The organism is Burkholderia orbicola, from assembly GCF_900100915.1.
GTDB classification, from domain to species: Bacteria; Pseudomonadota; Gammaproteobacteria; order Burkholderiales; family Burkholderiaceae; genus Burkholderia; species Burkholderia orbicola.
The window spans coordinates 1,454,822-1,478,739 of record NZ_FNKW01000002.1; the positions used below are offsets into that span (position 1 = coordinate 1,454,822).

Here is a 23,918-nt window from a genome sequence, read left to right on the forward strand (position 1 = left end):
ATTCTCGACGCTCAGTTGAGACAATTGGCGGTTTCATGTGAAGCCGTCGGAATTGCTGTGGCATATTAAAGTCCTCCCGGACAATTTCGAGCGCGGATACCTCCCAGTTTGCAACGAAGCGCGGTAAGATTCCCCAGATAAATACGCGTTATAAGGGCCCATGATTCCGTACAGCACCGGGGTACAGCCGCCTCGCACGGCCGAAGATTTCGAGGACTTCTGCCTTACAGTCTACAGCGAGGTTTTTGACGACCCTACTGCGATTAAGAACGGACGTTCCGGGCAAAAACAGAACGGCGTCGACATCTTCGCGATGCGCAAGGAGAAACGCTACGGGGTGCAGTGCAAGCGGAAGACGTATGGCTCCTTGACGACCAAAATCGTTGACGAGGAAGTCACACTCGCAGACCGCGGTAACGTAAAAATCGAAGAACTGATTATCGCGACCACTGCGCCCAATGACGTGGCGCTGGTCGAATACGCAGCAATCTTGTCAGACGCTCGGCACGCGGAAGGGAAATTCCGCGTCAGCGTCGCCTTTTGGGACACGCTTGAGTCTTACGTACGGCGGTTTCCTCGACTGCAGACTATGCTCGCTCCGCACATGCCGGGAGGAGCTTTTTGGGAACAACGTCAGGCCTTCACAGACCAACAGGTCACCTTCGAGAAGTTCGCGGGCGAAATGCGGACGATGTTCCAATCCGCCGAATCGTTGGCGTGGGCCATCCCGGAGGCTCGTGCAGGCTCTCTCGATAAGGTGATGGACGCGCAGCTCGACGGAATAAAGGCGCAGTTGCTTGCCGGCAAGTTCGATGACGCGCTCGCCAATCTCAGCATTCTCGGAAGAGACCTGACTGTTCTCGACATTCATCAACGCGCCCGTTGGCATACCCAGCGCGCTCACTGCTACTGGCAGAAGCATGATTTTGCCGCGGCAGCCGAAGAATTCGCTGCCGCCTATCGCCTCACGCCAGATGACGAGAAGATTGCCGGCAACGCTATCCGAGGCAAGCTGCTCCTCGAGGATTTCGCGGCCGCGCTAACTCTCGGTGACGAACTGCGTCAACGCTTTCCCGCGTCGGAAGGAGTGTTCACTGCTTGGGTGCAAGCGAGTGACAGAAGCGGCACAACGCCGCAATGGAAGGCAGTACCACCTGAAATGCGGGAGTCAGCAGACATCTTGCACGTCTTCGCTTGGCTTGCGGTCCTTGCTGGTGACTTTGCTGAAGCAAGTCGATTGGCTGCCGCTGCCCAGCAAAAGGGAGACCGGAGTTTTGAAGTCAACGCCCTAAGGCTGCTTGCGACTGTCAACGAGGCAACGGAAGACGGCGTCCTCGCGAGCAACGGCATCATCGCGCCCGCGATTAAAGCCTCGTTGGCGGAGCAAATTCCATCTTTCGAACCAGTCGACAAGGTCTTGTGGAGCAGGCAAAGCGTTCATTCGCTGAGTCAGGCCGCAGGTTGCCTCGGTTACGCGTACATGATGGTTGACCGTGCCGACCGAGCGCGTGAAGTCTTGCTTGAAGCTGTGAAGCGTTTCCCCGGCGACGGTCAGCTTGGACGGGTTTGCCTTGAGAGTTGCTTCCGCGCCGGGTCAGGTAACGATGCCTTCAATTTCGGTAAGGAAAACATCGCCAACCTTGATAGCGAGGGCCGGCTTGTTGTCGCTGAGATGGCCGCACGACGTGGCGATGCGCCAGTTTTCGAAGCGGTTGTACGCGCGCTGAATGAAGAGGAGGAAGGCAAGCGTTACCCTGAAGACGTTCAAGCTTTCGGATGGCTCCTTCTTGCTCGGCAAGGTAAGACTACGGAACTGGCTGGTTCCCTCACCGAGGCAAGCGTACAAGAGTTGGAGTCGACTAGCGCGAAAGTCACAGCACTAACCATTGCGAAGCGCGAGCAAATGCCTTGGGCTGACGCGGCGATTGAAGCGCTGTCCAAAGACATTACAGCCGCGACTCCGACACGCGATGTAGTCACGTCTGCGCAGCTTTTCCTCTTTGCGAATCGATTCGACGATGTCGTCTCGTCCCTCGAAAAGCGGCTTCCGGCAGGGTATTTCAGCGAGCCTCACCGGTTACTTTTCAGCGCACTGGTTCAGCGTGGCTCGCGAAAGCGCGCGCTGCAGATGCTCAACTCTTTCCCAGAAACCGCACTCGAAGACCCGAGCGTCAGAGAGGACGCGGTGGAGTTAGCGCGTGACGCAGGCGATTGGGAGCAACTGTCCAAGCTGGCGGAACTGCATCTAGCGGCGCATCCTCAGCGCGTAGACGCTTGGGGATTCATGGCGTCAGTATTCATCGCCCAAAAGCGCGCCGGCGCTTTGCGCGAATTCCTCTCACAGGATATTCCCCTGGTGCTAGAGGGCCCGCTTCGGTATCGAACCCAATTGGCACGGCTCGAAATCGAATTCGGCGTCCAGGAGCGAGGCTTCAAGCGCTTGTATCTCGCTTTCCGGGAGGCCTTGAACAGCACGGAAGCAGCATCGGCCTACCTCAGTCACATCCTCATGTTGTCACCGGAGAGCATGCCGCCCGAGCCCACACTGGTTTCCAGCGACTGCGCTGTCACGCTTACGGATGAGCTTGGTCAGACCAAGACCGTAGTCGTCGACCCAGACGGGCTTAGTAAGGTGTCGGACGCTAGCAATTTTTTCTCGACGTCTTCGCCAGTTTTCGAGTCGCTCAATGGAAAGCATGTCGGCGACATAGTCGTTGTGTCCGATGGGATAGGCGCTCCACAGGAATACCTCATTTCCGGCATCACGTCGTCTTTCCGCTGGTTGGGGCACCTTGCGCAGGAACTCATACGCAAATCGGTCGGGAAGAGTGGAAGTCTGACATCCGTAGACCTGCATAAAACCCCCGATGGCGAATACGACCTCTCACGCATTTTGGAAATGCTCAAACAACGGAGCGACCGCGTACGCGACGTGTTTGATGCATATCAGCGCGGCCAGGCCACCGTGGGTATTGTGGCAAAACTCTTAGGAACATCAGCCGCCGTGGTGTCTGGAGATTGGCCCCAGAGCGTTGAAGCAAATCTGTACGTCTGCAACGGAACGCCCGGAGAGCGTCTGGAGGCTGAGACTCATCTGAAGGATAGAGACCAAGCCTTGGTAGTTGACCTTGCGACTGTGAACGAGCTGGTGGCGGTGGGTCTTGAGAAGGTATTGAGCTACAGCTCCGCTGTATATCTTGCCGCCTCGGCATCAGGCGTCCTCGACAACCTTATCTCAGAGGAAGAAGGCAACAAGAGCAGAGCGAATATGGCAGAGCAAAATGGTCGTATCGTTCTGACGGAGCTCGACGATGCCTATCATGAGAAACAGCGCGCGTATCTCGTTCGCCTGCGCGAGTGCGTGGAAAAATACTGCCAAGTTGTTCCTGTCTACGGAGTCGAGGACCCACCGCCCAACCTTCTAAAATTCCGCGAATTAATCGACGAAGAGTCATACGATGCGCTCCTTCTTGCTCTGGAGAAGAATGCTGTCCTCCTTACGCTCGACGGCCGTCTTCGGGAACTAGCCAATATCGTCGGCGGCATCAAAGGAGTTTGGCCACAGGTATACATCGCTGCCGCAGGTAACGCCGGCTTGTGCTCAACCGGCGAGTATGCTCAGTTTGTATTTACAAGCCTTGTCAAGCGTCGGTCGCACGTTGCAGTAAACGCGATAGATTTCATTTGGCTACTGTCGCAGCCGATGGACTTCCAACATTTTGCGATGCGTGCTTTACTGAAATATATTACCAACCCCTCTGTTGACTGGAGAAGCGCTGTGCTGTTCGTCGGTGAGTCGCTCAACCGCATGGCGGTGGCTGGTGCAACTCTTTTTGCCTTACGTCGAATTATCGAAACCTTCCTGCCTCTGCTGTTCGCGCGTGGAGACGCAGACGCCGACCGCATTCATGTTTCAATCGAGTTGCGCATTGCGCAGATTGTGAATACGGGGCTTGATCCCAAGCGAGCCCATCCGGTGGAGGCACCGAAGATTGAAGAAGACCAAGCTCTTTGGCAGCGTTTTCTCTCCGCGTCGATATTTAAAGCTCGCCGTCTGGCGAAGGAGCAAACGGTGGATGAGCTTGTTTCGCGTTCTCTCAACGTTGCCCCCGTGTACTGTTGCACCCAACGTATGTATCGGGTCAATGAGGCAGCCAAGTCAGAGTAACTGTGCGAGTCGGCCCACGCGCGCGCCTACGAGAGTCTCGCGCCTCCTCGTCGGTATAGAAGCCACCGAGAACTCTTTAGCTTCAACGAATTTCCGCTCCCGGGTAATCGTCCCGCTCGCGGCATATCGCCTAGCGGCGAGAAAACCTCTTCCAGTTGCTCAATGGCGTGGCTTCATAGCACGCAACCGTTGTAGATAGTCTGCTACATCATCTGCGTGTTCCCATGCGGGCGCTTCGACATGTCAGGTGCCGAATATGGTCGAAATGAATCGTATCGCTTCTTCGCGGCTTACATGCTCAAACGGCGCTGCATGGTGAGCGTACAGAAACTGTGTGCCTTCACGGTCAGTCAGTTTCACCGTAAGCCGGAACAACGAGCCAGCCGGATATTGTTGCCGCATGGATCGACTGCACTCGACTTTGAGCTTTGGGTCTACCCCCTGCCCAGGAAGCGGCCTCACGCGCAAGCCTGCCGACGAAGGTTCGCCAGAGGGCACATACGTCTCCACGATGATTTCCACTCGATGACTCCGTTCAGGTAGTCGTCCGCTAACGCGCGGCCGCCACATAGCTCATTCTTGGCTGCGCTCAGGCAAAAAAGGGCGCGCGCGCGTTCGAGGGAAACCAGGATTCTGCGGCACGTCGACGCGAACGCGTCGTCTAACGGCCGCTCTCCGGTTCATTGCGACGGCGGCTTAACCCGCCCGAACGAAATGATGCTCCACTCTCGTCCGGAGCACACCTTCCAGCGCAGCAAGCCGCTCACGCAGCCGCACCGCTTGCCCTTCGGTCATTTCACCGAGCACGATCTTTTGTTCGAGAACGTCACCACAGCGCGTGATAGCCCACCGATCGACCGTAGCCGTTTCACCTTCGAGCACGGCCGCCGCGGTCGAAACGATGCCCGGATTCCGTCTCGAAACGAGATGAACCGTATGCGTCAAAGTGAAACCGGGAAGGAAGTGCGACCAGTCTTCACAGACCGTCGGATGGGAAGCGGAGGAAACTTGGCTCATGGTTGCTCCGGATGAATGGTGATCGAACCGGTGCCAGCCATGCTGCTCCCGTTTCGTTGCCGTCAATCGGCCGCATCGCCTCGAGGGCGTCCACCTTGCCCGGGAGGGCAGGTTGGCGTCGGGAAACCCGACTCTGGATGCTTGATTTCTCACGTTCGACATTCCGAACGTGGATTCATTATATCGAAAAATCGACGGCGAACAAGGAGTCTGTGAAAAGCAGTACTTCAGCGGGACAGGCGCCCCCGCCCGCCCCACCTCCACCGAGCGCCTCGTATGAGGGTCGGAATCCCGTCATATCCGGCTAAAACCAAACACTGAACCGCGTCCCCGTCGCCAACACATCGACCGTCAGTGTCCATTGATGGGCCTCCGCAATCTCCCTGCAGATTGCCAAGCCGAGCCCCGCACCGTCATACCGCGAATCCGGCGCCCGCCAGTATCGGTCGAAGACCAGCGGAAGATGTTCCCGCCGAATACCCGGCCCTTCATCTTCAACATGAATCGCCGTATCAAGAACAGTCAGCACGACGACCCCGCCCGACGGCGACGCATTGATCGCATTCTCGAGCAGGTTCTTGAGCAGGATGAAAAGCGCCCCACCGTCCGCCCGTATCGGCGACGCGGAATCGCGCGCTTCGATATGAAGCGTCACTTGCTTCGCATCGGCCTTGCCGGCCAGCAAGCTCACGACGTCCCGCGCGACGTCGGCGCCATTCACGTCGCCGAAACTGAAGTTCTGCGCTTCGCTCACTTCAGCCAGATGCAGCAGTTGCTTCACCTGCCGAGCCATCAAGTCGATCTCGCGAAGCAAAAGCGCCTTCTGGCTAATGTCCGGCTGCAGCTCGATCTGCCCTCTGACCAGCGTGAGCGGCGTCTGCAACTCGTGCGCAGCGTCGGCCAGAAACTGCTGCTGCACCGCGAAGCCGTTCTCGAGCCGGGTCAGCGCGTCGTTGAACGCATCGATCAGCGGCTTGATCTCGCTGGGAATCCCGGCCGACGACAGCCGCGTCTTCAGGTTGCGCGGCTCGATTTCCCGCGCGGCCCGCGACACCTCCCGCAACGGCTTCAGCACATGGCTGATCGTCAACGGCAGCGTCAGTCCGAAAATGACGGTCGCAATGACCAGCACATAAACGACCGTCCTCGGTATCGGATCGATCCGCGTCCTGACAAGCGCATCGACGAGTTGGTCGCTGTGTGCCACCTGCACGTAATAGACGACGCTCCCGTTCAACGCGCGCTGCGTCGCGACCGCGTATGCCTTGCCGTCGATCGTGGTGGGCAGCACCTTGCCTGCCACCGTCGCGAGGTCCTCTGTCAGCCACGGTCGATCGTCGTTCGAAGGCGCCGACGCCAGCAACACCTTCCCCGTCGCATCGAGCACCCGATACTTCACGTCGGCCGGCAAGAGCCGGAACATCACCGCCGGATGCTCGCCCAATCGCACGGATGCCGGGCGCCCGGCCGCATCGAAACGCATCCCGGCCACGATATGACGGATGCTCTCCATCTGCTGGCGCCGCCCCAGGAACTCGGGATATCGATCCAGAAAATAGACGGAAAGCGCGGACAACAGCGCCAGGCTGATGGCGAACGCGGCAACGTTGGTCACCCACAGACGCGTCGACAGACGCAGGACCCAATGACGGAACATGGCGGTTTTCTTACGAGGGAGTAGCCACGTGCGACACGCGGCGAAGCATCGTCACGCCTCCCGCAGCGCGAAGCCGGCGCCGCGGATATTGGTGAGCCGCATCGTTGCGCCGATCGCCGTCAGTTTCTTGCGCAAGCGGTGTACGGTCACCTCGAGCGCGTTCGGCGTGACCGCTTCCGCGAGCCCCCATGCGGCATGCTCGAGGTTCGAATGCCGGACGGTGCGGCCCGCGGCTTCGATCAGGCAAAGCATGATCTGCAGCTCGGCCGGCGCCAGCAGCACCGTCCGGTCGCCACAGCGCATCGCGCGCTGGGGCGGGTCCACCGTCACATCCGCGAACGATGCGACGAGCGTCGTGAGCAGCGCCGGACGCCGCATCAGCGTACGGACGCGGGCGACGAGTTCGCTCATTTCGAACGGCTTGGTCACATAATCGTCGGCGCCGCTTTCGAGTCCGTCGATGCGGTCATGCAACGCGTCGCGTGCCGTCAGCATCAGGCAAGGCATCATGCGCCCCGCCGCGCGCAGTGTCCGCAAGAACGCCAGACCGTCTCCGTCGGGCAATCCGCGATCGATGATCAGCAGCGCGTAATCGGCCCGGTCGACACCGTAAGCAGCTTCCCGAGCATTGCCGAACCGGTCGGATTCGATTCCCGCCGCGGCCAACGCCTGCGACAACAGGCCGGCCAGGCGCTCGTGATCCTCGACAATCGCCACTCTTGGCATGCTCGCACTCACTTGAACCGATACATGTAGCCGATCCTGGCCTCGGGAATGAACCGCCTGCCGACGAGCGGACTGTCGGTGATGCCGTCGCCGAGACGCGACACGCCCACGTCCACGAACATCGTCTGCTGCTTCGTCAGCCGGTAGTCGACACGCGTGCCGGCCGACACGTTCACGGCCGAACCCGCGCTGTAGGCGGCGCGCCAGGCACGCGCCTCGGATGGTCGCACGCCGTAATAGTAGTCGACGTATTTGTTGCTCAGCCATTCCACGCCGACATGTGGCGCGATCGAAAATGCGCCGACGGCGAACGCCTTCTCGAAGCCGATCTTCGCGCGCTCGCCCTTGTTGCCGCCGAGCAGGAAGCTACCCGACAACGTGCCGAAGCCGGTGCTCCATGACAGTGCAGGGCCGTACCAGAACGCGCCCTTGCGATTTTCCATGCCGTTGAGGATCGGCGCGTCCGAGCCCTTGTATCCGTCGAACAGCGAGAACTGGCCACGAAACGCGAGATTGACGCCACTCCAGCTGCCGATTTTCAGATCGACCGTGGTGCCGATGGCCTGCACCCATTTGTTGTCGAAGTAGACCAACGGAAAAGGCAATACGCGGGTGCCGTCGCCCCTGTAGGCCGACGGCTCGACGCCGACGCCGGCGCCCAATCCCCAGTGCGTGACGTTCGTCGCGTTGTTGAGGATGGTCAGCCCCGTATTGTCGGGATCGGGCGGGCTCGCGCCCTCGTCCGCCCACGCGGAAGCAGATGAAAGTGCAAATGAAGCGGCAATCAGCCATAACGGGCGGGCGCGGCGAGAGGCAATTTTCACAATCGTTCCTGGAGTCGAGGGTCGAAACGGGGGCTACTGTAGGACCAGTCGACTTACCGCTCACTTACCAGGAAAAAATCATCGCTTTGCGGACTGTGCGGGAAATGCAGATCGTGGGAAATATCGACGCAGGGCGAGCCTGTGTCGCCCCCGCGCCTTTAAGGAATATGGCAGTGCGCCCCCGTCAAAACATCGTATGCAACCCCATCCGCGCGACCGCCTGACTCGCGGAACTCGACGCCCCGTTCGGATCCAGCACGCCATTCACCTGCGCATTCGCGCCGCTATTCGCGCGCTGATAATCCGCCGACACATACACCATCGTCCGCTTCGACAACAGGTATTGAAGCGCGACGCTGATCTGATGCGCATGGTTGTCGTTCACCGCTTCATTGCCCTTCATGTACATGTATTTCGCGCCCAGCACGATATCCGGCCTGATCCGCCACAAGCCGCCGGCCTCGGCCATCCACACGCCCGCATCGTTGAACGAATTGCGCACGGTGGTCATCAGCGCCTTCGCGGTCACGACACCAAAGTCGTAGTGCATGCCGACACCCCAGTTGCGCACGCTGGTCGACGGCACGCCCGGCGCCGGGCCGTACTTTTCGTTCGTATAGGCCGCGCCCACGCCGAAGGCCCCCAGCTCGTAGTTCACGCCGGCGCTCACGGCGTTGTCCGCACCGACTGAGCCGGCCACGCCGCCGAACGCATACATCACGCCGCCAGAAAAACCCGCGACCGTCGGCGAGCTGTACTTGACCGAATTCGCGATCGGCTTGCTGCCGGCCGTGCGGTCCCAGTCGAACGCGCCGGTCGGATTGCCCGGCAGCGCGAGACGCTGGAACGGGCCGTTCCGAAAGCCGTACAACCCGGAAATGTCCCGCGAAATCGCGTTGCCCTTCGAAAAGAGCGCATCCACCATGAAGTCGTACTGATTGCCCAGCGTGATGCTGCCGAACCGGTCGCTCTCGATGCCCACGTAGGCGTTGCGCCCGAAAATACCGGTCCCGACGATGCTGCCGTTCGCCATCGAGAACTGGTTCACGAGCGCGAACGTCGCGCGATATCCGCCGCCGAGATCCTCGGTACCGCGCAGGCCGAACAGGTTGGGCGCGAATATGCCGTCGTCGAACTTGACGTTCTTTCCGCCGCCCTCGTTGCTGACGTACGTGATGCCGGAGTCGATCAGCCCGAACATCGTCACGCTGCTTTGCGCGCACGCGCCTTGTGCCACGGTGAGCATCGCCAATACACCAAACCTGAGTTTCATGTCGTCTCCGTCTTTTTTATGAAAATACGAGTCCGTCACCCGCCGCGGGGCGAGTGTTCGCTCATTGCTTCGTAGAAAATCGCCTTGGCTCAGGCAGTCACATCAACACCAGAAATTAGTTTTACTGATTGATCAATTCGAAAAATTTCCAGTGAACCTGCATCGACGCGCAAACATTCCAAATCCGCGAAATCAAGCGCCCCGAAAGACGACCCACGCGGATGCATCCACCTCGACGGTCACGGTTTCCAGCCCGGCCCCCGTGCAGGGCCCGTCGATGCACACGCCGTCATCGAACCGGAACAACGCACTGTGATGCGCACACATCAACACCTGGGACCGGTAGCAGGACACAGTGCCCGGCACGAAATCGAGCGGCACCGAAAAGTGCGGGCACCGATTCACGTACGCCCACACCTGCGCGCCACGCCGCACCACGATGATGGGCTGCCCGATACACGCTGCGTCGACGACTCGCGCGCCGCCGTCCGGTACATCGGCCACGCGGCACAGCTGTTTCGCTTCCATCGCTCACACCCTTTGCTCGGGATTGCCGAGGCTCCAGTCCCACGGACGCACCTCGACGTGAGAGAACAGGCCCTCCTTCACATACGGGTCGTTGCCGACGAACCGCATCACCGCATGGATATCGTCCGCTTCGATGACGAGCAGCGTGCCGTTCATCGCATCGCCTTGCGGGTCCAGCGTCGGGCCGCCGAGCCGCACATACACGCCGTGCTCGGCCGCCGAGCGCAGATAGCTCCGGTGAATCGGGCGCATGCGGTCGCGCACGTCACGCATGCCCGGCTGGTCGGTGGCAAACACCGCGAAAAAACGCGCCATGGCGATCAGCTCCGATCGAGGATGAAGCCGGACATCGCTTCGCGGTACAGGCCGTGCTGGCCGATCTGGTCATTCATCACGTCGTTCTCCGTTCGCTCATCCGGCCGCTCAATGCGGCGCACGTCCTTCCCATGCGTGCTGAAGCAACGCGCGAATCGCCGCGCGTTCGATCGGCCGCGGGTTCGCATACGGGTTCCGGCATGCCAGATCGGCCGCTTCGTCGAGCCCCTGCTGCGGCATCCCGATATCGGCGAGCGCCGGCGCGATGCCGAGCTGCGCGTTGAGCCTGAACAGCAGCGGCCCGGCTTCGGCCGCGTCGCGCCCGCCCAGCGCCCGCGCGACGCGACGCAGCGCATCGGGCACAGCGGCGTGGTTGTAATGCGCGGTATGCGGCAACATCGCCGCGTGCGTCTGCGCGTGCGGCAGGTTGAACGTGCCGCCGAGCGTGTGGCAGAGTTTGTGATGCAACGCCATGCCGACCGCGCCGAGGCAGGTGCCGGCGAGCCACGCGCCATACAGCGCGCGGCCGCGCATCGCGCGATCTTGCGGATCGCGCACGACGACGGGCAACGCTTCGCCGAGCGCACGGATCGATTCTTCGGCCATCAAGCTGATGACCGGGTTTGCATCTTCCGCGTAGAGCGCCTCGACCGCATGCGCCATCGCATTGACACCGGACGCCGCCGAAATGGCTGGCGGCAACGACACCGTCAGCGAAGGGTCGTAAATCACGGTCCGCGGCAGCACGCGTGCATCGCGCCCGGTGCGCTTCAACCGATCTTCGGTGAGCCCGTAGATCGGCGTCATCTCCGAGCCAGCGTAGGTCGTCGGCACCGCGAGGATCGGCAGCGACGATTGGAGCGCGATGGCCTTGCCCAGCCCGATCGTCGAACCGCCGCCGATCGCGATGCAACAGTCCGCGCCCAGTTCGGCGGCCGTCTCGCACGCCGCGCGTGCGACTTCGACCGGCACGTGCATCACGGCCAGCGCGCACACGCCGGCCGCCTGCTCGCCCAGCACGTCCTTCACGCGATCGGCGAGCGGCTGCTGTTCGGGCGTGGAGAGGATGAGCGCACGGCGGGCGCCGAGCGCCGACAGCTCGTCCGGCAGCCGGGCCAGCGCGCCCCATTCGAAGACCACGCGCGACGGGGTGCCCTGATAGACGAAGCGCTCCATACGAGCCTCAGCGCTTGAAATGCGGCGGCACGTGGCCGTCGACGTTGACCCACACCGAGCGCGCTTCCGTGTAGTCGTGCATCGCCTCGAAGCCCATCTCGCGGCCGTAGCCCGACTTGCCGACGCCGCCGAACGGGCTGCCCGGATTGACGCGCTTGTAGCAGTTGATCCAGCACATGCCCGCGTCGATCCGCGCCGCCATCCGGTGGGCACGCGACAGGTCGTTGGTCCACAGGCCGCTGCCGAGCCCGTATTCGGTTGCGTTGGCGATGGCCAGCGCTTCGTCGTCGCTGCCGAAGCGCAGCACGGTGACGAACGGGCCGAACACTTCCTCCTGCGCGACACGGTCGGTCGCGCGCTTCGCCTCGATGATCGTCGGGCGCACGTAGTAGCCATTGGCGAGCGCCGGGTCCTGCGGTGCGCTGCCGCCGGTCAGCACGCGGCCGCCCTGCTCGCGCGCGACGTCGACATACGACAGCACGCGATCGAGGTGCTGCTTCGACGTGAGCGGCCCCATTTCGGTATCCGGATCGAGCGGATTGCCGATCCGGATCGACGAGGCGAGCGCGACGAAGCGTTCGAGGAACGCGTCCGCGATGCGTTCGTGCAGCACCAGGCGCGACCCCGCGATACAGGCCTGCCCCTGGTTGTGGAAGATCGCCCACGCGGCGCCGTTGATGGCCGCATCGAGGTTGGCATCGTCGAACACGATGTTGGCGCCCTTGCCGCCCAGTTCCAGTTGCACGCGCTTCAGGTTGCCCTGCGACGCTTCGACGATGCGCCGGCCCGTCGCCGTCGACCCGGTGAACGCGATCTTGCCGACGCCCGGATGTTCGGCGAGCCGCTGGCCGGCCGTATGTCCGTAGCCGGGCACGATGTTGACGACGCCGGCAGGAAACCCGACCTCGGCCATCAACTCGACGATCCGCAGCGTCGACAGCGGCGTGATTTCCGACGGCTTGAGCACGACCGTGTTGCCGGCGGCGAGCGCCGGCCCCATCTTCCAGCTCGTGAACATCAACGGAAAATTCCACGGCACGATCTGGCCGACGACGCCGATCGGCGCGCGCTGCACGTAGTTCAGGAAACCGGTCTCGACCGGGATCACCGAGCCTTGCAGCTTGTCGGCCATGCCGCCGAAATAGCGAAAGCAGGCCGCCGTGCGCGGCACGTCGAGCGCACGCGAATCGCGAATCGGGTGGCCGGTGTCCAGCGATTCGAGCTGCGCCAGCGCGTCCGCGTTGGCTTCGATCGCATCGGCCAGGCGCAGCAGCAGACGGCCGCGCTCGGCGGCCGGCATCGCCGACCAGGTCGGGAAGGCGCGCGCCGCGGCTTCGACGGCCAGATCGACGTCCGCCGCAGTGGCGGCCGCGATCTTCGTGATGACGGAGCCGTCGTGCGGGTTCAGCACGTCGATCGTGCCGCGATCGACGGCGTCGACGAAGCGCCCGTCGATGAAGAGTTGGGTTTGCATGAATCGTCCTCGGTGTATCGCAAAAGCAAAAGCGAAAGCTGCAACTGACGCGTGGCCTAGAACGCGATCGGGTACGGCGCGAGCTCGCCGCTCTCGTAGCGTTGCGGCAGATCCGGCGTCGCGTTTTCCCAGACCAGCAGCATCGAGCGCTTCGTCGAATAGCCCTGATGCCGGATATCGGCCGGCATCGCGCAGATGTCGCCGGCCCGCATCGTGATGCGCGCACGCGGCGCGCCGGTGTTCTTGTCGCCGATGTCCCACACAATTTCGTCGGACAGTTGCAGGAACCATTCGACGCGATCGTTGCCGTGGAAAACCGGGAGGATGAATTCCTCGGTGGTCGGGCAGAACAGGCTGCGCCCGCACACCGACGTGACCGACGGATTCCACGTCACGTCCGAGCGCGACAGGTACTTGAACAGGTTGAACGCGTGCAGTTCGCCCTCGAAGCCCGGCTCGACATGCACTTCCGGTTCGTCCTGCGTCACGTCGAGAAACGCGCGGTTGACCGGCAGCTCGTCGCGCAGCGGCGAGTCGCCCTCGAGGCCCGGCATGCGGCGCGTCGCGATACGCGTGCGCTCGATCGCCGCGCCGTTCTCGCCGTGCTTGCGGCCGAACGCCGTGCCCGTTTCCTCGGGCGCCGCGAACGGGTCGAAGCCTTCGTTGGTCCAGTCGTGCAGCATCGCCTTGAAGGTCGCCATGATCGTCGGCGTATCAAAGGTCTCGGTGTAGTCGACGCCGGCGTCCTTCAGAATGCCGTTGAAGGTCCCCGCATACATGTCGACCTTGCCGTAGTGATTGCGCGTGCCGAATACGTGGTCGAAATTCACCCAGCCGTAGAAGAAGCCCCACGCGACGTCGCGCATCATCGCGCGCAGGAACGCGTCCGCCGGCATCGCATGCGTGCGGGTCTGGCCTTTCGCGGGCCAGCTGATCTTCACGAAATATTCGTCGCGCTGGAAGGCGAATTCGCCGAGCTGAAAGCGGCGGTAGCCGGTGACGGCATCGGCTTCGGTCGATCGCACCAGATCGGCGGCAAAGCCCGTGGAAAGGTCTAGGGTCTCGAGGGTGGCCATTACGTGTCTCCTGGAATAGTCGAATGCGGTCGGAAGGTCAGTGCAGGCAGATCTCGGCCCACTTCTCGACGGACAGCTCGCCGAGCACGGTCTGGACGAGCGCGACGCCCGGCCGGCTCGCGGTGAAGCGATACGCACAGCCGGCCGGCAGCAGCGCCTGATGCCCTTTACGCAACACGACGTACCCCATGTTTCGGCCGGCCGGATGCGCGCCCGCGCGCACGGTGCCGCGGCCCGATTGCGGCGGATCGTCGAGCTTGATGAAGTCGATGCGGACTTCGCCGTCCATCTGGATCGCGAACTCGTCGTGCGCGCACGCGAACCACGGCGACTGCCCGTCGGTCCGCAACACTTCGATCACGTATTCGAGGTTCTTGCCGGCGACGACCTTTTCGTAAGGGGCCGACTTCGACGCCACCTCGAAGACGTTCGAGAAGGCGTAGTGCTGCGCGCTGCCGCTGGTGATTTCGATCTCGCCCTTCCGGTAACCGTCGAGCGAACCGAAGACGGTGTGGAATGCCGTGCTGGTCATTGCTGTCTCCTGAGTTGAACCGCTTGTTGGATTCCACTCTAGGGGCAACGAACAGCCGCAACAAGGCAACGGACGACGATTACGGCATTTGCGTTTCGCGAATAATCCGCGCGGGTCAACGCACCCAGCCGCGCGCCAGCAGCGGCAGATCCCACGGCGATTCGTCGCCGATGTATTCGGCGAGGAATTCGACCAACGCTCTCACCTTCAACGCCTGTCGCTGCGTCGCGGGATAAACGGCGGCGAAGCTCAGCGGCGCGAGCTGGTAGTCGGTCAGGATCGGCACCAGGCGGCCCGCGACGAGCGCGTCGCTCGCCACGAGCGTCGGCAGGCAGACGACGCCGCCGCCGGTCAACGCGTACTCGCGCAACAGATGAACGGAGTTCGAGCGGATCATGCCCGGCAACTCCATTTCGACGACCTCGTCCCCGCGCGTCATCGTCCAGCGGTTGCGCGACGGGTAGCCCGAATACAGCGCCGTGGTGTGTTGCAGCAGATCGCGCGGATGTTGTGGTGCACCATGCGCGTCGACATACGCTGGCGCGGCACAGAAGAGACGCCTGACCGTGAACAGCCGTCGCTCGATCAGCGACTCGGAAATCGGCGGGAAGATCTGGAATGCGATGTCGAACCCTTCTTCGACAGGATCGACGACGCGATCGTTGACGATGATGTCGAGCTGAATGCCCGGATAGCGCTGATTGAATGCGGCGAGCGGCGCGCCGAAGTGATCGAGCGCGAAGCCGGGCAGCATCTGGATGCGCAGCCGGCCGGTCGGCGTTGCGCGCAGTTCGCGCATCTGGTCCGTCAGCTCGTTGACGCGGCCCACCACCTCGGCGCACTCGCGATAGAACGTCTCGCCGACTTCCGACAGCCGCACGTGGCGCGTGCTGCGGTGGAACAACGGTGCATTGACGAACTTCTCGAGCTGCTGGATGCGGTTCGTCACGACCGAACTCGTCACACCCAGTTGCCGCGCCGCTTCGGCGAAGCTGCTGGCCTCCGCGACCCTCACGAATGCCTCGATGCTCAGAAACCGGTCCATACCGCACCCTTTTTCGACAGCGGAACCGGCAGTCTACCTGTGCGGGCGGAGCGCTGTGTCATGCAAAAGGCGTCACTGTGTCGCCAAATCGATGTCAATCGCGGGGCGCGCCGGCACCGGTGCTCGAAGGTACGCCCGCGCCGGTATGCGCCCGCCGGCATTACCGCGGCTGCTCGCCGGCGGCCAGCCCCGGTTGCACGGCCGCGCGGCGCTGCAGCACGGCCGGTGCGGTTTCCTTCAGCAGCAGGCTGACCACGATGCCGAGCAGCACCGAGCCCATCGGCAGCCACAGAATGTTCTGGATGCCAAAGTGTGCGGCAACGTAGCCGCCCATCGCCGGCGCGATGCCGCCGCCGAAGATCTCGCCGACGCCAACCACCACGCCGATGGACGTCGACACGAGGCCGACCGGCGCGGCCTCGGTCGCTACCGGCCCGGACAGCAGCGACACCAGCCCGAGCGTGAAGAACGATGCGACGAACAGCACACCGAACAGCGCGAGCGGCTGCGGGCCGAGGCCGCGAAAGACGTAGAGCATCACGGCCGTGCCCGCGAAGCCGACGATGCTGGCGATGCGGCGGCCGACCAGATCGGACAGGCCGGGCAACCCGAACTGGCCGAGAAAGCCGCCGAAGCCGATCGCTGACACGACGAGCCCCATCTTCTGCGTGCCGAGCGACAGGTAATCGGTCAGGTACAGCGGCAGCAGCGCGCCGAGCACGAAGACACCCGTCATCGCACAGCACAGCGCGGCCATCGCGACCAGAATGTTGCGGCTCCTGAGCACATGGCCGAGCGACGCGGGCGCATGCTCCGACGCGACTTCCTTCGCGACCTTCGGCTCGCGGATCACGAAGAACATGATCGCGCCGAGGATCAGGCCGGGCACGGCCACGAGCGCGAAGACCCAGCGCCACGACACGAAACCGAGCAACTGCGTGGCGATGATCGGCGACAGCGCGAGGCCGAACAGCGCGAAGCCGCTTTGCTGCAGGCCGAGGTTCAGGCCGCGCCGCCGCGGATGCGACGCATCGGCCGTCGCCGCAAAACTCGTCGGACAGAACGAGCCTTCCGCGACGCCCATCAGCCCGCGAATCGCCATCAGGCCGAGCAGCCCGCCCGCGAGCCCCGAGAAGCCCGACAGCAGCGAGAACGCGATGATGGCCGGAATCAGCACCTTCCGGCGGCCGATCTTGTCCGAGATACCGCCCATCAGCGCCGCGAAGATGCCCCACGACAGGCCGAGCACGCCGATGCAGTTGCCGACGTCCTGTGCGGTCAGGTCGAGGTCCTTCATGATCGAAGGAAACAGCGGCGCGATGAGCCAGCGGTCGAGGCCGACCAGCCCGAAGCCGAGCGCCAGCAGCGTCACCGCCTTCCACTCGTATGAGGTATCCCACTCGTTTGCTTTCATGTCCGTCTCCGTGGACGCCGGTTCGCCCGCGCGCGCCGCAGCGCCTGCGCATGGCCCGGGTCCGATGGTTTTTGTGTGCGACGCGAATCGCGAGGATCGCGAGGAAGTGCCGGCTGGCGTCCGGATTCGACGCATCGAACGGGCTCAGCCAACGCCACCACGATAGGTGCACGCCCGCCGATCGGGTATGGAACAACCAGCGAACGCGTCATTCGCGAAACGCAAATAATCGGGAGCGGCGGGCGGGAAGGGGCAGCGGGAAAGCGTCGGGCGAAGGGCGCGGCACTGGAGTGGCACTCGCTCGCGTGTTACCGGGGGAATCCCTCATAGACCTCGGGGTGTCGGTGGACTGCTCGCTCGGTGCCGGTCGATTCCGTGTTGGAAAACGTGCTCGATGGATGCGGAGCAACTGGAAAGAAGTGCTCCGGGCATCCTTCCGGCGAGCCGTCGCCGTCGAAAACTTCGTCGCCAATCTTCACCTGTATGGGCACCGGCCAGATCGAGAAGTAAATTCCATTATTCATCGATCTCATAAAACGTTATTCCACACGGAGCCCAATCCCCAGCCAACTTTGGATCCTTTTTCCCTTCTGTCCCCCGTATCATTTCCGTCACTACGCAATCAGCAAGAGACGGACATGAGCGATACCACCCCGCTGCACTACCTCGACTACGCAGCCACGACCCCCGCCGATCCGCGCGTGATCGAAGCGATGACGGCCTGCCTCGGCTTCGACGGCATCTTCGGCAACCCCGCATCCAGTTCGCACGCCGCCGGCCGGCTCGCGAAAGACAAGGTCGAGCACGCCCGCGCGCAAGTCGCCTCCCTGATCGGCGCGGATGCCGATGAGATCGTCTGGACGTCGGGCGCCACCGAATCGAACAACCTCGCGCTGAAGGGCTATGCGGAACACGCGACCGGCAAGCGCCACCTGATCACGAGCCGCCTCGAGCACAAGGCCATCCTCGACACGATGGCGAACCTGGCGAAGCACGGCACGCAGGTCACCTTCCTGACGCCCGACGCCCACGGCGAAATCACCGCCGACGCGGTGGCGGCCGCGATCGGCCCCGACACCGGCCTCGTGTCGCTGATGCTCGTGAACAACGAGATCGGCACGCTGACCGACATCGGCGCGATCGCCCGCGTCGTGCATGCCGCCGGCGCGCTGCTCCACGTCGACGCCGCGCAGGCGCTCGGCAAGACGCCGATCGACGTGCGCGCGCTCGGTATCGACATGATGTCGATGTCCGCCCACAAGGTGTACGGCCCGAAGGGCATCGGCGCACTATTCGTGCGCCGCGAGATCGCGAGCCGGATCGCGCCGCAGATTCACGGCGGCGGCCACGAGCGCGGCTTGCGCTCGGGCACGCTCGCCACGCATCAGATCGTCGGCATGGGCGTCGCATGCGAGCTCGCCGCTGAAAAGCTCGACGGCGAAGCCGCGCGGATCGCGGCACTCGGCGCGCGGCTCACCGGCGCGCTGTTCGCGCTCGGCGACGTCACGCAGAACGCGGCCGCCGCCCGCCGCATCCCGCACACGCTGAGCCTGACGGTGCATGCGCCGGGCTTCTTCCCGTTCATGCTCGGCGATGCGCTCGCCGTGTCGTCCACCTCTGCCTGCAATTCGACCAGCGGCGCGCCGTCCCACGTGCTGACCGCGATCGGCCTCGATGCGGAAACGGCCGGGCGCACGGTGCGCATCAGCTTCGGGCGTTTCTCGACCGAGCAGGACGTCGACTTCGCGATCGGCTGTTTTGCGCGGGCGATCGAGCAATGTCGGGCCGCGGCGGCGACCGGCTTCACCGCGTCGCGGCAGATCACGCCGGCCGACCTGAAGGCGATCCGCAATGCCGGTTTCCGCGCGGTGATCTGCAACCGGCCGGATGGCGAAGGCGACGATCAGCCGGCGTTCGAGGAGATCGCTGCGGCCGCGCGCGAACTCGGCATGGACGCGCGCTACCTGCCGGTCGAGCGCGACCGTATCGGCGACGCGGAAGTCGACGCGTTCGGCGCGCTGGTCGACACGCTGCCGAAGCCGGTGCTCGCGTATTGCCGCAGCGGCAGCCGCTCCGGCCTGCTGTGGAATCGGCTGTCCGCGCGACGCACGGCCTGAGCCGCCGCCCTTCCGCCGTTACGCGTCACCCCTGCGTTCACGCACGAAGCCGATGCCTCGCTGCGTGAACGCCGGATGGCGCCGGTCACAGCCGCATCACGTCTGTTCATCGCCGCTCACCGGCGTATAGATCGCCAGCTTCAGCGCGGGATCGTCGTTCGCCTGAAACGTCGCGTACTCGTAGCGCTGCGTGCCGTGTCGCGCATGCACGAGCACCTTCTCGCCCGACACGCCGCTGCGCACGTCATGCGCATCCCACCACTGCGCGAACTCGCCGCTGCCGGTGCGCAAGCGCGCCACCAGCGCGACGAACGCCGGGTCGCTCGCGTAGAGATCGTGGTTCGCGCGAAACAGCGCGATCATCCGGCGCGCCTCGTCGGCCCAGCTTGCGGCGAACAGCGCACGCGCGTACGGCGCCTCGAACATGTAGACGAGGATGTTGCGATCGGCCGGCGCCAGCCGGTCGAAGCCGAGCAAATCGGCCGCGGCCGCATTCCACGCGAGGATGTCCCAGCGCCGGCCGGTCACGTAGGCAGGCTGCTGAAGATGCGCGACGAGCCGCGCGATGGCCGGCGGCACACGCTCCGGCACGAACGCACGTGACCCGTCGCGCCGCGCGAGCGTGCGCAGGTGGGCGGCTTCGGCCTTGTCGAGCCGCAACGCGCGCGCCAGCGCGTCGAGCGTCGCATCCGACGGGTTGACGTCGCGCCCCTGCTCGAGCCGCACGTACCAGTCGACACCGATGCCCGCCCGTTCCGCGACTTCCTCGCGCCGCAGGCCGGGCGTGCGCCGGCGCGGGCCGTCGTGCAGGCCGACGGCATCCGGGCGCAACTTCTTGCGCCGCGAGCGCAGGAAATCGCCGAACGGGGTTCGCGTGGTGACGGTCATCGGGTTCGCTCCGTGCTGGGTGGTACCGGCCAATCCTGGGCTCGCGCCGGGCCTTGTTGCCGATTCTAAGCCTGCCAGAATCGACGCGTCCCTACCCCGAGGAAGCGTCATGAAAGCTGCGATTCTGAAGTCGCTCGGCCAGCCGCTCGCGATCGAAGCGATGCCCGACCCCGTGCTCGGCACCGGCGAAGTCGTCGTGGACGTCGTCGCGACGCCGGTTCTGTCCTATGCGCGGGAAGTGTTCAGCGGCGAGCGCCGCTATCCGATCGAGTTGCCGATGGTGCCGGGCTGCGGCGCGATCGGCCGGGTCCGGCAAACCGGCCCCGACGCGACGCAGTTGCAGCCCGGCGACTGGGTATTCTGCGACCCGACCGTGCGCTCGCGCGACGATGCGCGGATGCCCGACATCGTGCTGCAGGGCTGGAGTGCGCGCGGCGAAGGCGGCAAGCAGTTGCAGCGCTACTTTCACGACGGCCCGTTCGCCGAGCGGCTGCGCGTGCCGACCGAGAACGCGGTGCGCATCGGCGCGATCGCGCCGGCCGACGCCGCGCGCTGGTGCGCGCTCAATACGCTGCTCGTGCCTTACGGCGGCCTGCTTGCGTCCGACCTGCGCGCCGGCGAAATCCTGCTCGTCAGCGGCGCGACCGGCAATTTTGGCAGCGCCTGCATCGCGGTGGCGCTGGCGATGGGCGCGCAATGCGTGGTCGCGCCCGGCCGCAATGCACGCGTGCTGGCGGATCTCGAGCGCCGCTTCGGCGACCGCGTACGCACGGTCGAGCTGACCGGCGACGAAACCGCGGACCGCATCCGCATGCAGCAGGCGGCGCCCGGGCCGATCGACTGCGTGATCGACCTGATGCCGCCGTCGGTGCCGGCGACGACGGTGCGTGCCGCCGTGATGGCCGTGCGTCCTTATGGACGCGTGGTGCTGATGGGCGGCGTCGGCATGCTCGGCGGAGCCGGGCTCGAGCTGCCGTATCCGTGGATCATGCGCAACGACATCACGCTGCGCGGCAAATGGATGTACCCGACGGAAGCCGTGACGCTGATGACCGGGCTCGTCCGCGGCGGGCTGCTCGACCTCGGGCATTTCGACGTGACGGTTTTCGCGCTCGACGACGCGAACGACGCGGTCGTGCATGCGGCGGAGCATGGCGGGCCGTTCAGGATGACGGTGATCGCGCCGTAGCCTGCGCGATGGGTGCTACTTCGGATACTCCAGTTGCAGCGCCACCCAGCTGGACGTCGTGTCGCCGTAGCGCGCCGCGATATCGGCGAGCACGCCGGGAAGCGCCGAATCGCCCCGCCGGCCAGCCGACATCGCCACACGCGCGTGCCGGACATCGGCCGGCTGCGCCAGCAGCCGCAGCCCGTGCCTCGACTCGACCACGCCCACATCTGCCGTTGCGACGACATCACTACGCCAGGTCCGCGCCCATGCGTCGGCGGTCAACGCGACCGTGAGTTCGTCGAACCCGCTTTCGACCGGCAGATCGAACGTCTCGTGCCGCCAGAACGCGAGGCGGTTCATCAATGCAATCGCCACCACGCGCGCGGTCAACCCGAACCGGTCACCGTCGTGACCATCGCTCCATGTCTGCACGCCGAGGCCCCGCGCCGTCTCGCGCGCTACATTCGGTCCGGCCAGCACACCCAGCAACGCCAGCGAAGCGGGAATCGATGCGGACACGCCGGTCGTCGTCATGACGTTGCCGTCCATCACGTAGCGACGATCGTCGACCCATTTCGTCTCGGTGAAGCGGCGACGCAGGCCCTCGCGCGAATACCAGTGCGACGTCGCGGTGCGCTGCCGCAGCAGGCCGGTATTCGCGAGCACCTCGGCGCCATCGCAGATCGCCACCATCGTCGCGCCGGCAGCGGCCTGCTTGCGTAGCCAGGCCAGCACGGCCGGCCGGTCCGCACGATGCAGCGCGGGAACGATCACGACGTCCGCCCCCGCGGGCACCGTCGCGTCGAACCGGTCGAACGTGGTATCGGCCAGCATGCGCAGGGCGGGCATCAGTTCGACCTCGCCTTCGTCGGCCGACACGGCGACGACATCGACGGCGCCGGAGCGCTTCAGAATCGCATACGGAACGATGAAATCGGTCGTCTCCGTGCCGGCGTTGTCCGCGACGATCGCCACGAGCGGCCGCGTGCGGCCCGCCTTCGGCATGGCGATCGTCAGCGTCCGGGCCGCCGCCGGCGCATCTTCCGCCATCGCCCGCGTCGGCCCCCCCAATGCCCACGCACCCAGCAGCCCGCACACGAGCAACACCGCGCTGCCTGTCTTCCGTTCCCGCATCGTCCACCCGTATCGATCGATTGCATGTCCGGAAAATTACAAGGATCATGCTCGCGGTCACAAGGACAACTCCACCGCACTTTCCGCCATGTCCCAGTCAACCTGCTCGGCACGCGACATCGTCGTCGTCGGCTTCGAAGGCGTCCAGTCGCTCGACATCACGGGGCCGATGGAAGTGTTCGCGGTCGCGAACCGTCATCTTCCGGCGCACGCCGCCCCATACCGGCTCACGCTCGCGTCGCAACACGGGGACGACATCGTCACGCACGCGGGCCTGCGCCTCGCCGGCGCGGCCGCACTGGCGGCGCTGCCCGCACGAATCGACACGATCATCGTCGCGGGCGGCGACGAAGCGGCGCTGCGGCACGCCGCGTCGGAAGCCGGCGTGCTGCCGTGGCTTCGCACGCGGATTGCGGACACGCGGCGCATCGCGAGCATCTGCACGGGTGCGTTCGTGCTCGCCGCCGGCGGATGGCTGGACAGCAAGCGCGCGACCACGCACTGGAACCAGTGCGCGACGCTACAGGCGCTCTGTCCCGACGCGCGGATCGAACCGGACGCACTCTACGTGAGCGATCCGCCGTTCCATACGTCGGCCGGCGTGACGGCCGGCATCGATCTGTGTCTGGCACTCGTCGAGGCGGACTGCGGCGCGCCCACCGCGCTCGCGGTCGCACGCGAACTGGTGCTGTTCATGCATCGTCCCGGCGGACAGGCGCAGTTCAGCGTCGGGCTCGACATCCAGGCTCGTGCGACGCCGCGCATGCGGTCGCTGCTCGCCGACATCGCCGACGATCCGGCCGGCGACCTCGGCGTCGCCGCGCTGGCCGCGCGAATGCACATGAGCGAACGGACCTTCGCGCGCCATTTCTTCAAGGAGACCGGCGTGTCGCCCGCGCAGTACGTGCTGGCCGCGCGTGTCGAGCGAGCGAAGGCGCTGCTGGAGCGGGCCGACTGGCCACTCGAACGGATCGCGGAACGCGCGGGATTCGGCAGCGTGGACGCACTGCAGCGTGCGTTCGCGAAACGCGTCGGCACCTCGCCGCGCGACTATCGCGCGCGCTTCGGGCCGCGACGCAACAAGCCGCGGACGGAATAAGCCGTCGCCATCAGGTTGCCGACGATCCCGGCTTGCTTCACGCCGAAACCGCGCATCGTCATCGACGACGAACCGGGCGGATGCCGCCCGTTGCACGCACCGACCATCATGCGCGCTCGGGTGGTGTTGAACAGATGCCGACAGAAGGCGTTCGCGCTTACGTTCAGGTCCACCGAGCCGTATCCCCTGCGCGGCCGGGCCTTGTTACGCGCTATCGGATGGCCGATACACCCGGCCCATACATGCCCGCGAGAAAGCAGACTCATCAACGTTGGGCGTAGACT

The 23,918-nt window shown here is 64.4% G+C and carries 19 protein-coding genes and 1 riboswitch; of the genes, 4 read left to right on the plus strand and 15 right to left on the minus strand.

Going from position 1 to position 23,918, the window contains the following annotated elements; translation table 11 throughout:
- Positions 1-160 precede the first annotated feature (160 nt).
- Positions 161-4,168, plus strand: a complete 4,008-nt coding sequence (locus BLS50_RS23485) for a PIN domain-containing protein (RefSeq protein ID WP_074804411.1) — start codon at positions 161-163, stop codon at positions 4,166-4,168.
- 696 nt (positions 4,169-4,864) lie between these two features.
- Here the strand turns inward: BLS50_RS23485 and BLS50_RS36050 are convergent.
- The 13 genes from BLS50_RS36050 to BLS50_RS23555 all read right to left on the minus strand — a co-directional run bounded on the left by BLS50_RS36050 (position 4,865) and on the right by BLS50_RS23555 (position 17,225).
- Positions 4,865-5,185 carry a hypothetical protein gene (locus BLS50_RS36050; RefSeq protein WP_176934280.1) on the minus strand — a complete coding sequence of 107 codons (321 nt, stop codon included), beginning with the start codon at positions 5,183-5,185 and terminating at the stop codon, positions 4,865-4,867.
- A 42-nt stretch (positions 5,186-5,227) separates the two neighbouring features.
- Positions 5,228-5,331: riboswitch (SAM-I-IV-variant riboswitch) on the minus strand.
- 158 nt (positions 5,332-5,489) lie between these two features.
- Positions 5,490-6,842, minus strand: coding sequence for a sensor histidine kinase (locus BLS50_RS23500; protein WP_074804417.1), 1,353 nt, complete (start codon positions 6,840-6,842; stop codon positions 5,490-5,492).
- 51 nt (positions 6,843-6,893) lie between these two features.
- Positions 6,894-7,568: a response regulator transcription factor gene (locus tag BLS50_RS23505; RefSeq protein ID WP_012338797.1), complete on the minus strand. Its 675-nt coding sequence runs from the start codon at positions 7,566-7,568 to the stop codon at positions 6,894-6,896.
- 8 nt (positions 7,569-7,576) lie between these two features.
- Positions 7,577-8,230, minus strand: coding sequence for a MipA/OmpV family protein (locus tag BLS50_RS23510; RefSeq protein WP_256334123.1), 654 nt, complete (start codon positions 8,228-8,230; stop codon positions 7,577-7,579).
- Between the two features lie 346 nt (positions 8,231-8,576).
- The gene (locus BLS50_RS23515) at positions 8,577-9,665 is read right to left on the minus strand and encodes a porin (RefSeq protein ID WP_074804421.1); all 1,089 of its coding nucleotides are present in this window, start codon (positions 9,663-9,665) and stop codon (positions 8,577-8,579) included.
- 192 nt (positions 9,666-9,857) lie between these two features.
- The gene (locus tag BLS50_RS23520) at positions 9,858-10,193 is read right to left on the minus strand and encodes a Rieske (2Fe-2S) protein (protein ID WP_074804423.1); all 336 of its coding nucleotides are present in this window, start codon (positions 10,191-10,193) and stop codon (positions 9,858-9,860) included.
- Between the two features lie 3 nt (positions 10,194-10,196).
- Positions 10,197-10,508 carry a YciI family protein gene (locus BLS50_RS23525; protein WP_011694483.1) on the minus strand — a complete coding sequence of 104 codons (312 nt, stop codon included), beginning with the start codon at positions 10,506-10,508 and terminating at the stop codon, positions 10,197-10,199.
- Between the two features lie 108 nt (positions 10,509-10,616).
- Entirely contained in the window at positions 10,617-11,684 is a 1,068-nt protein-coding gene (locus tag BLS50_RS23530; RefSeq protein ID WP_074804425.1) for a maleylacetate reductase, read from the minus strand.
- 7 nt (positions 11,685-11,691) lie between these two features.
- Entirely contained in the window at positions 11,692-13,158 is a 1,467-nt protein-coding gene (locus tag BLS50_RS23535; RefSeq protein ID WP_074804428.1) for an aldehyde dehydrogenase family protein, read from the minus strand.
- Positions 13,159-13,214: 56 nt separating this feature from the next.
- Entirely contained in the window at positions 13,215-14,234 is a 1,020-nt protein-coding gene (locus BLS50_RS23540; RefSeq protein WP_012338804.1) for a hypothetical protein, read from the minus strand.
- Positions 14,235-14,271: 37 nt separating this feature from the next.
- Positions 14,272-14,766, minus strand: coding sequence for a cupin domain-containing protein (locus tag BLS50_RS23545; protein WP_006479834.1), 495 nt, complete (start codon positions 14,764-14,766; stop codon positions 14,272-14,274).
- Between the two features lie 115 nt (positions 14,767-14,881).
- A complete protein-coding gene (locus tag BLS50_RS23550; RefSeq protein ID WP_011694479.1) occupies positions 14,882-15,811 on the minus strand; it encodes a LysR family transcriptional regulator in 930 nt (309 codons plus the stop codon).
- A 160-nt stretch (positions 15,812-15,971) separates the two neighbouring features.
- Complete coding sequence (locus BLS50_RS23555) at positions 15,972-17,225, minus strand: MFS transporter (RefSeq protein WP_053526102.1); 1,254 nt, start codon at positions 17,223-17,225, stop codon at positions 15,972-15,974.
- Positions 17,226-17,863: 638 nt separating this feature from the next.
- Here BLS50_RS23555 and BLS50_RS23560 point away from each other — a divergent pair.
- Positions 17,864-19,342 carry an aminotransferase class V-fold PLP-dependent enzyme gene (locus tag BLS50_RS23560; protein ID WP_074804431.1) on the plus strand — a complete coding sequence of 493 codons (1,479 nt, stop codon included), beginning with the start codon at positions 17,864-17,866 and terminating at the stop codon, positions 19,340-19,342.
- A gap of 96 nt (positions 19,343-19,438) precedes the next feature.
- On the opposite strand, the gene BLS50_RS23565 is transcribed toward BLS50_RS23560, so the two are convergent.
- Positions 19,439-20,230, minus strand: a complete 792-nt coding sequence (locus BLS50_RS23565; RefSeq protein ID WP_074804433.1) for a helix-turn-helix transcriptional regulator — start codon at positions 20,228-20,230, stop codon at positions 19,439-19,441.
- A 109-nt stretch (positions 20,231-20,339) separates the two neighbouring features.
- On the opposite strand from BLS50_RS23565, the gene BLS50_RS23570 reads away from it, so the two are divergent.
- A complete protein-coding gene (locus BLS50_RS23570; protein ID WP_074804435.1) occupies positions 20,340-21,419 on the plus strand; it encodes an alcohol dehydrogenase catalytic domain-containing protein in 1,080 nt (359 codons plus the stop codon).
- Between the two features lie 15 nt (positions 21,420-21,434).
- Here BLS50_RS23570 and BLS50_RS23575 read toward each other — a convergent pair whose 3' ends face one another.
- Entirely contained in the window at positions 21,435-22,535 is a 1,101-nt protein-coding gene (locus BLS50_RS23575) for a DJ-1/PfpI family protein (protein WP_074804437.1), read from the minus strand.
- Positions 22,536-22,623: 88 nt separating this feature from the next.
- On the opposite strand from BLS50_RS23575, the gene BLS50_RS23580 reads away from it, so the two are divergent.
- Positions 22,624-23,634: a GlxA family transcriptional regulator gene (locus BLS50_RS23580; RefSeq protein ID WP_074804439.1), complete on the plus strand. Its 1,011-nt coding sequence runs from the start codon at positions 22,624-22,626 to the stop codon at positions 23,632-23,634.
- Positions 23,635-23,918 lie beyond the last annotated feature (284 nt).

What these genes read in the sequence shown, in the direction of transcription:
- BLS50_RS23515 (WP_074804421.1), bottom strand. Translation starts at nt 9,665, where the DNA reads ATGAAACTCAGGTTTGGTGTATTGGCGATGCTCACCGTGGCACAAGGC.
- BLS50_RS23520 (WP_074804423.1), bottom strand. Translation starts at nt 10,193, where the DNA reads ATGGAAGCGAAACAGCTGTGCCGCGTGGCCGATGTACCGGACGGCGGC.
- BLS50_RS23530 (WP_074804425.1), bottom strand. Translation starts at nt 11,684, where the DNA reads ATGGAGCGCTTCGTCTATCAGGGCACCCCGTCGCGCGTGGTCTTCGAA.
- BLS50_RS23550 (WP_011694479.1), bottom strand. Translation starts at nt 15,811, where the DNA reads ATGGACCGGTTTCTGAGCATCGAGGCATTCGTGAGGGTCGCGGAGGCC.
- BLS50_RS23505 (WP_012338797.1), bottom strand. Translation starts at nt 7,568, where the DNA reads ATGCCAAGAGTGGCGATTGTCGAGGATCACGAGCGCCTGGCCGGCCTG.
- BLS50_RS23560 (WP_074804431.1), top strand. Translation starts at nt 17,864, where the DNA reads ATGAGCGATACCACCCCGCTGCACTACCTCGACTACGCAGCCACGACC.
- BLS50_RS23565 (WP_074804433.1), bottom strand. Translation starts at nt 20,230, where the DNA reads ATGACCGTCACCACGCGAACCCCGTTCGGCGATTTCCTGCGCTCGCGG.
- BLS50_RS23545 (WP_006479834.1), bottom strand. Translation starts at nt 14,766, where the DNA reads ATGACCAGCACGGCATTCCACACCGTCTTCGGTTCGCTCGACGGTTAC.
- BLS50_RS23540 (WP_012338804.1), bottom strand. Translation starts at nt 14,234, where the DNA reads ATGGCCACCCTCGAGACCCTAGACCTTTCCACGGGCTTTGCCGCCGAT.
- BLS50_RS23485 (WP_074804411.1), top strand. Translation starts at nt 161, where the DNA reads ATGATTCCGTACAGCACCGGGGTACAGCCGCCTCGCACGGCCGAAGAT.
- BLS50_RS23500 (WP_074804417.1), bottom strand. Translation starts at nt 6,842, where the DNA reads ATGTTCCGTCATTGGGTCCTGCGTCTGTCGACGCGTCTGTGGGTGACC.
- BLS50_RS23575 (WP_074804437.1), bottom strand. Translation starts at nt 22,535, where the DNA reads ATGCGGGAACGGAAGACAGGCAGCGCGGTGTTGCTCGTGTGCGGGCTG.
- BLS50_RS23525 (WP_011694483.1), bottom strand. Translation starts at nt 10,508, where the DNA reads ATGGCGCGTTTTTTCGCGGTGTTTGCCACCGACCAGCCGGGCATGCGT.
- BLS50_RS23535 (WP_074804428.1), bottom strand. Translation starts at nt 13,158, where the DNA reads ATGCAAACCCAACTCTTCATCGACGGGCGCTTCGTCGACGCCGTCGAT.
- BLS50_RS23555 (WP_053526102.1), bottom strand. Translation starts at nt 17,225, where the DNA reads ATGAAAGCAAACGAGTGGGATACCTCATACGAGTGGAAGGCGGTGACG.
- BLS50_RS36050 (WP_176934280.1), bottom strand. Translation starts at nt 5,185, where the DNA reads ATGAGCCAAGTTTCCTCCGCTTCCCATCCGACGGTCTGTGAAGACTGG.
- BLS50_RS23570 (WP_074804435.1), top strand. Translation starts at nt 20,340, where the DNA reads ATGAAAGCTGCGATTCTGAAGTCGCTCGGCCAGCCGCTCGCGATCGAA.
- BLS50_RS23580 (WP_074804439.1), top strand. Translation starts at nt 22,624, where the DNA reads ATGTCCCAGTCAACCTGCTCGGCACGCGACATCGTCGTCGTCGGCTTC.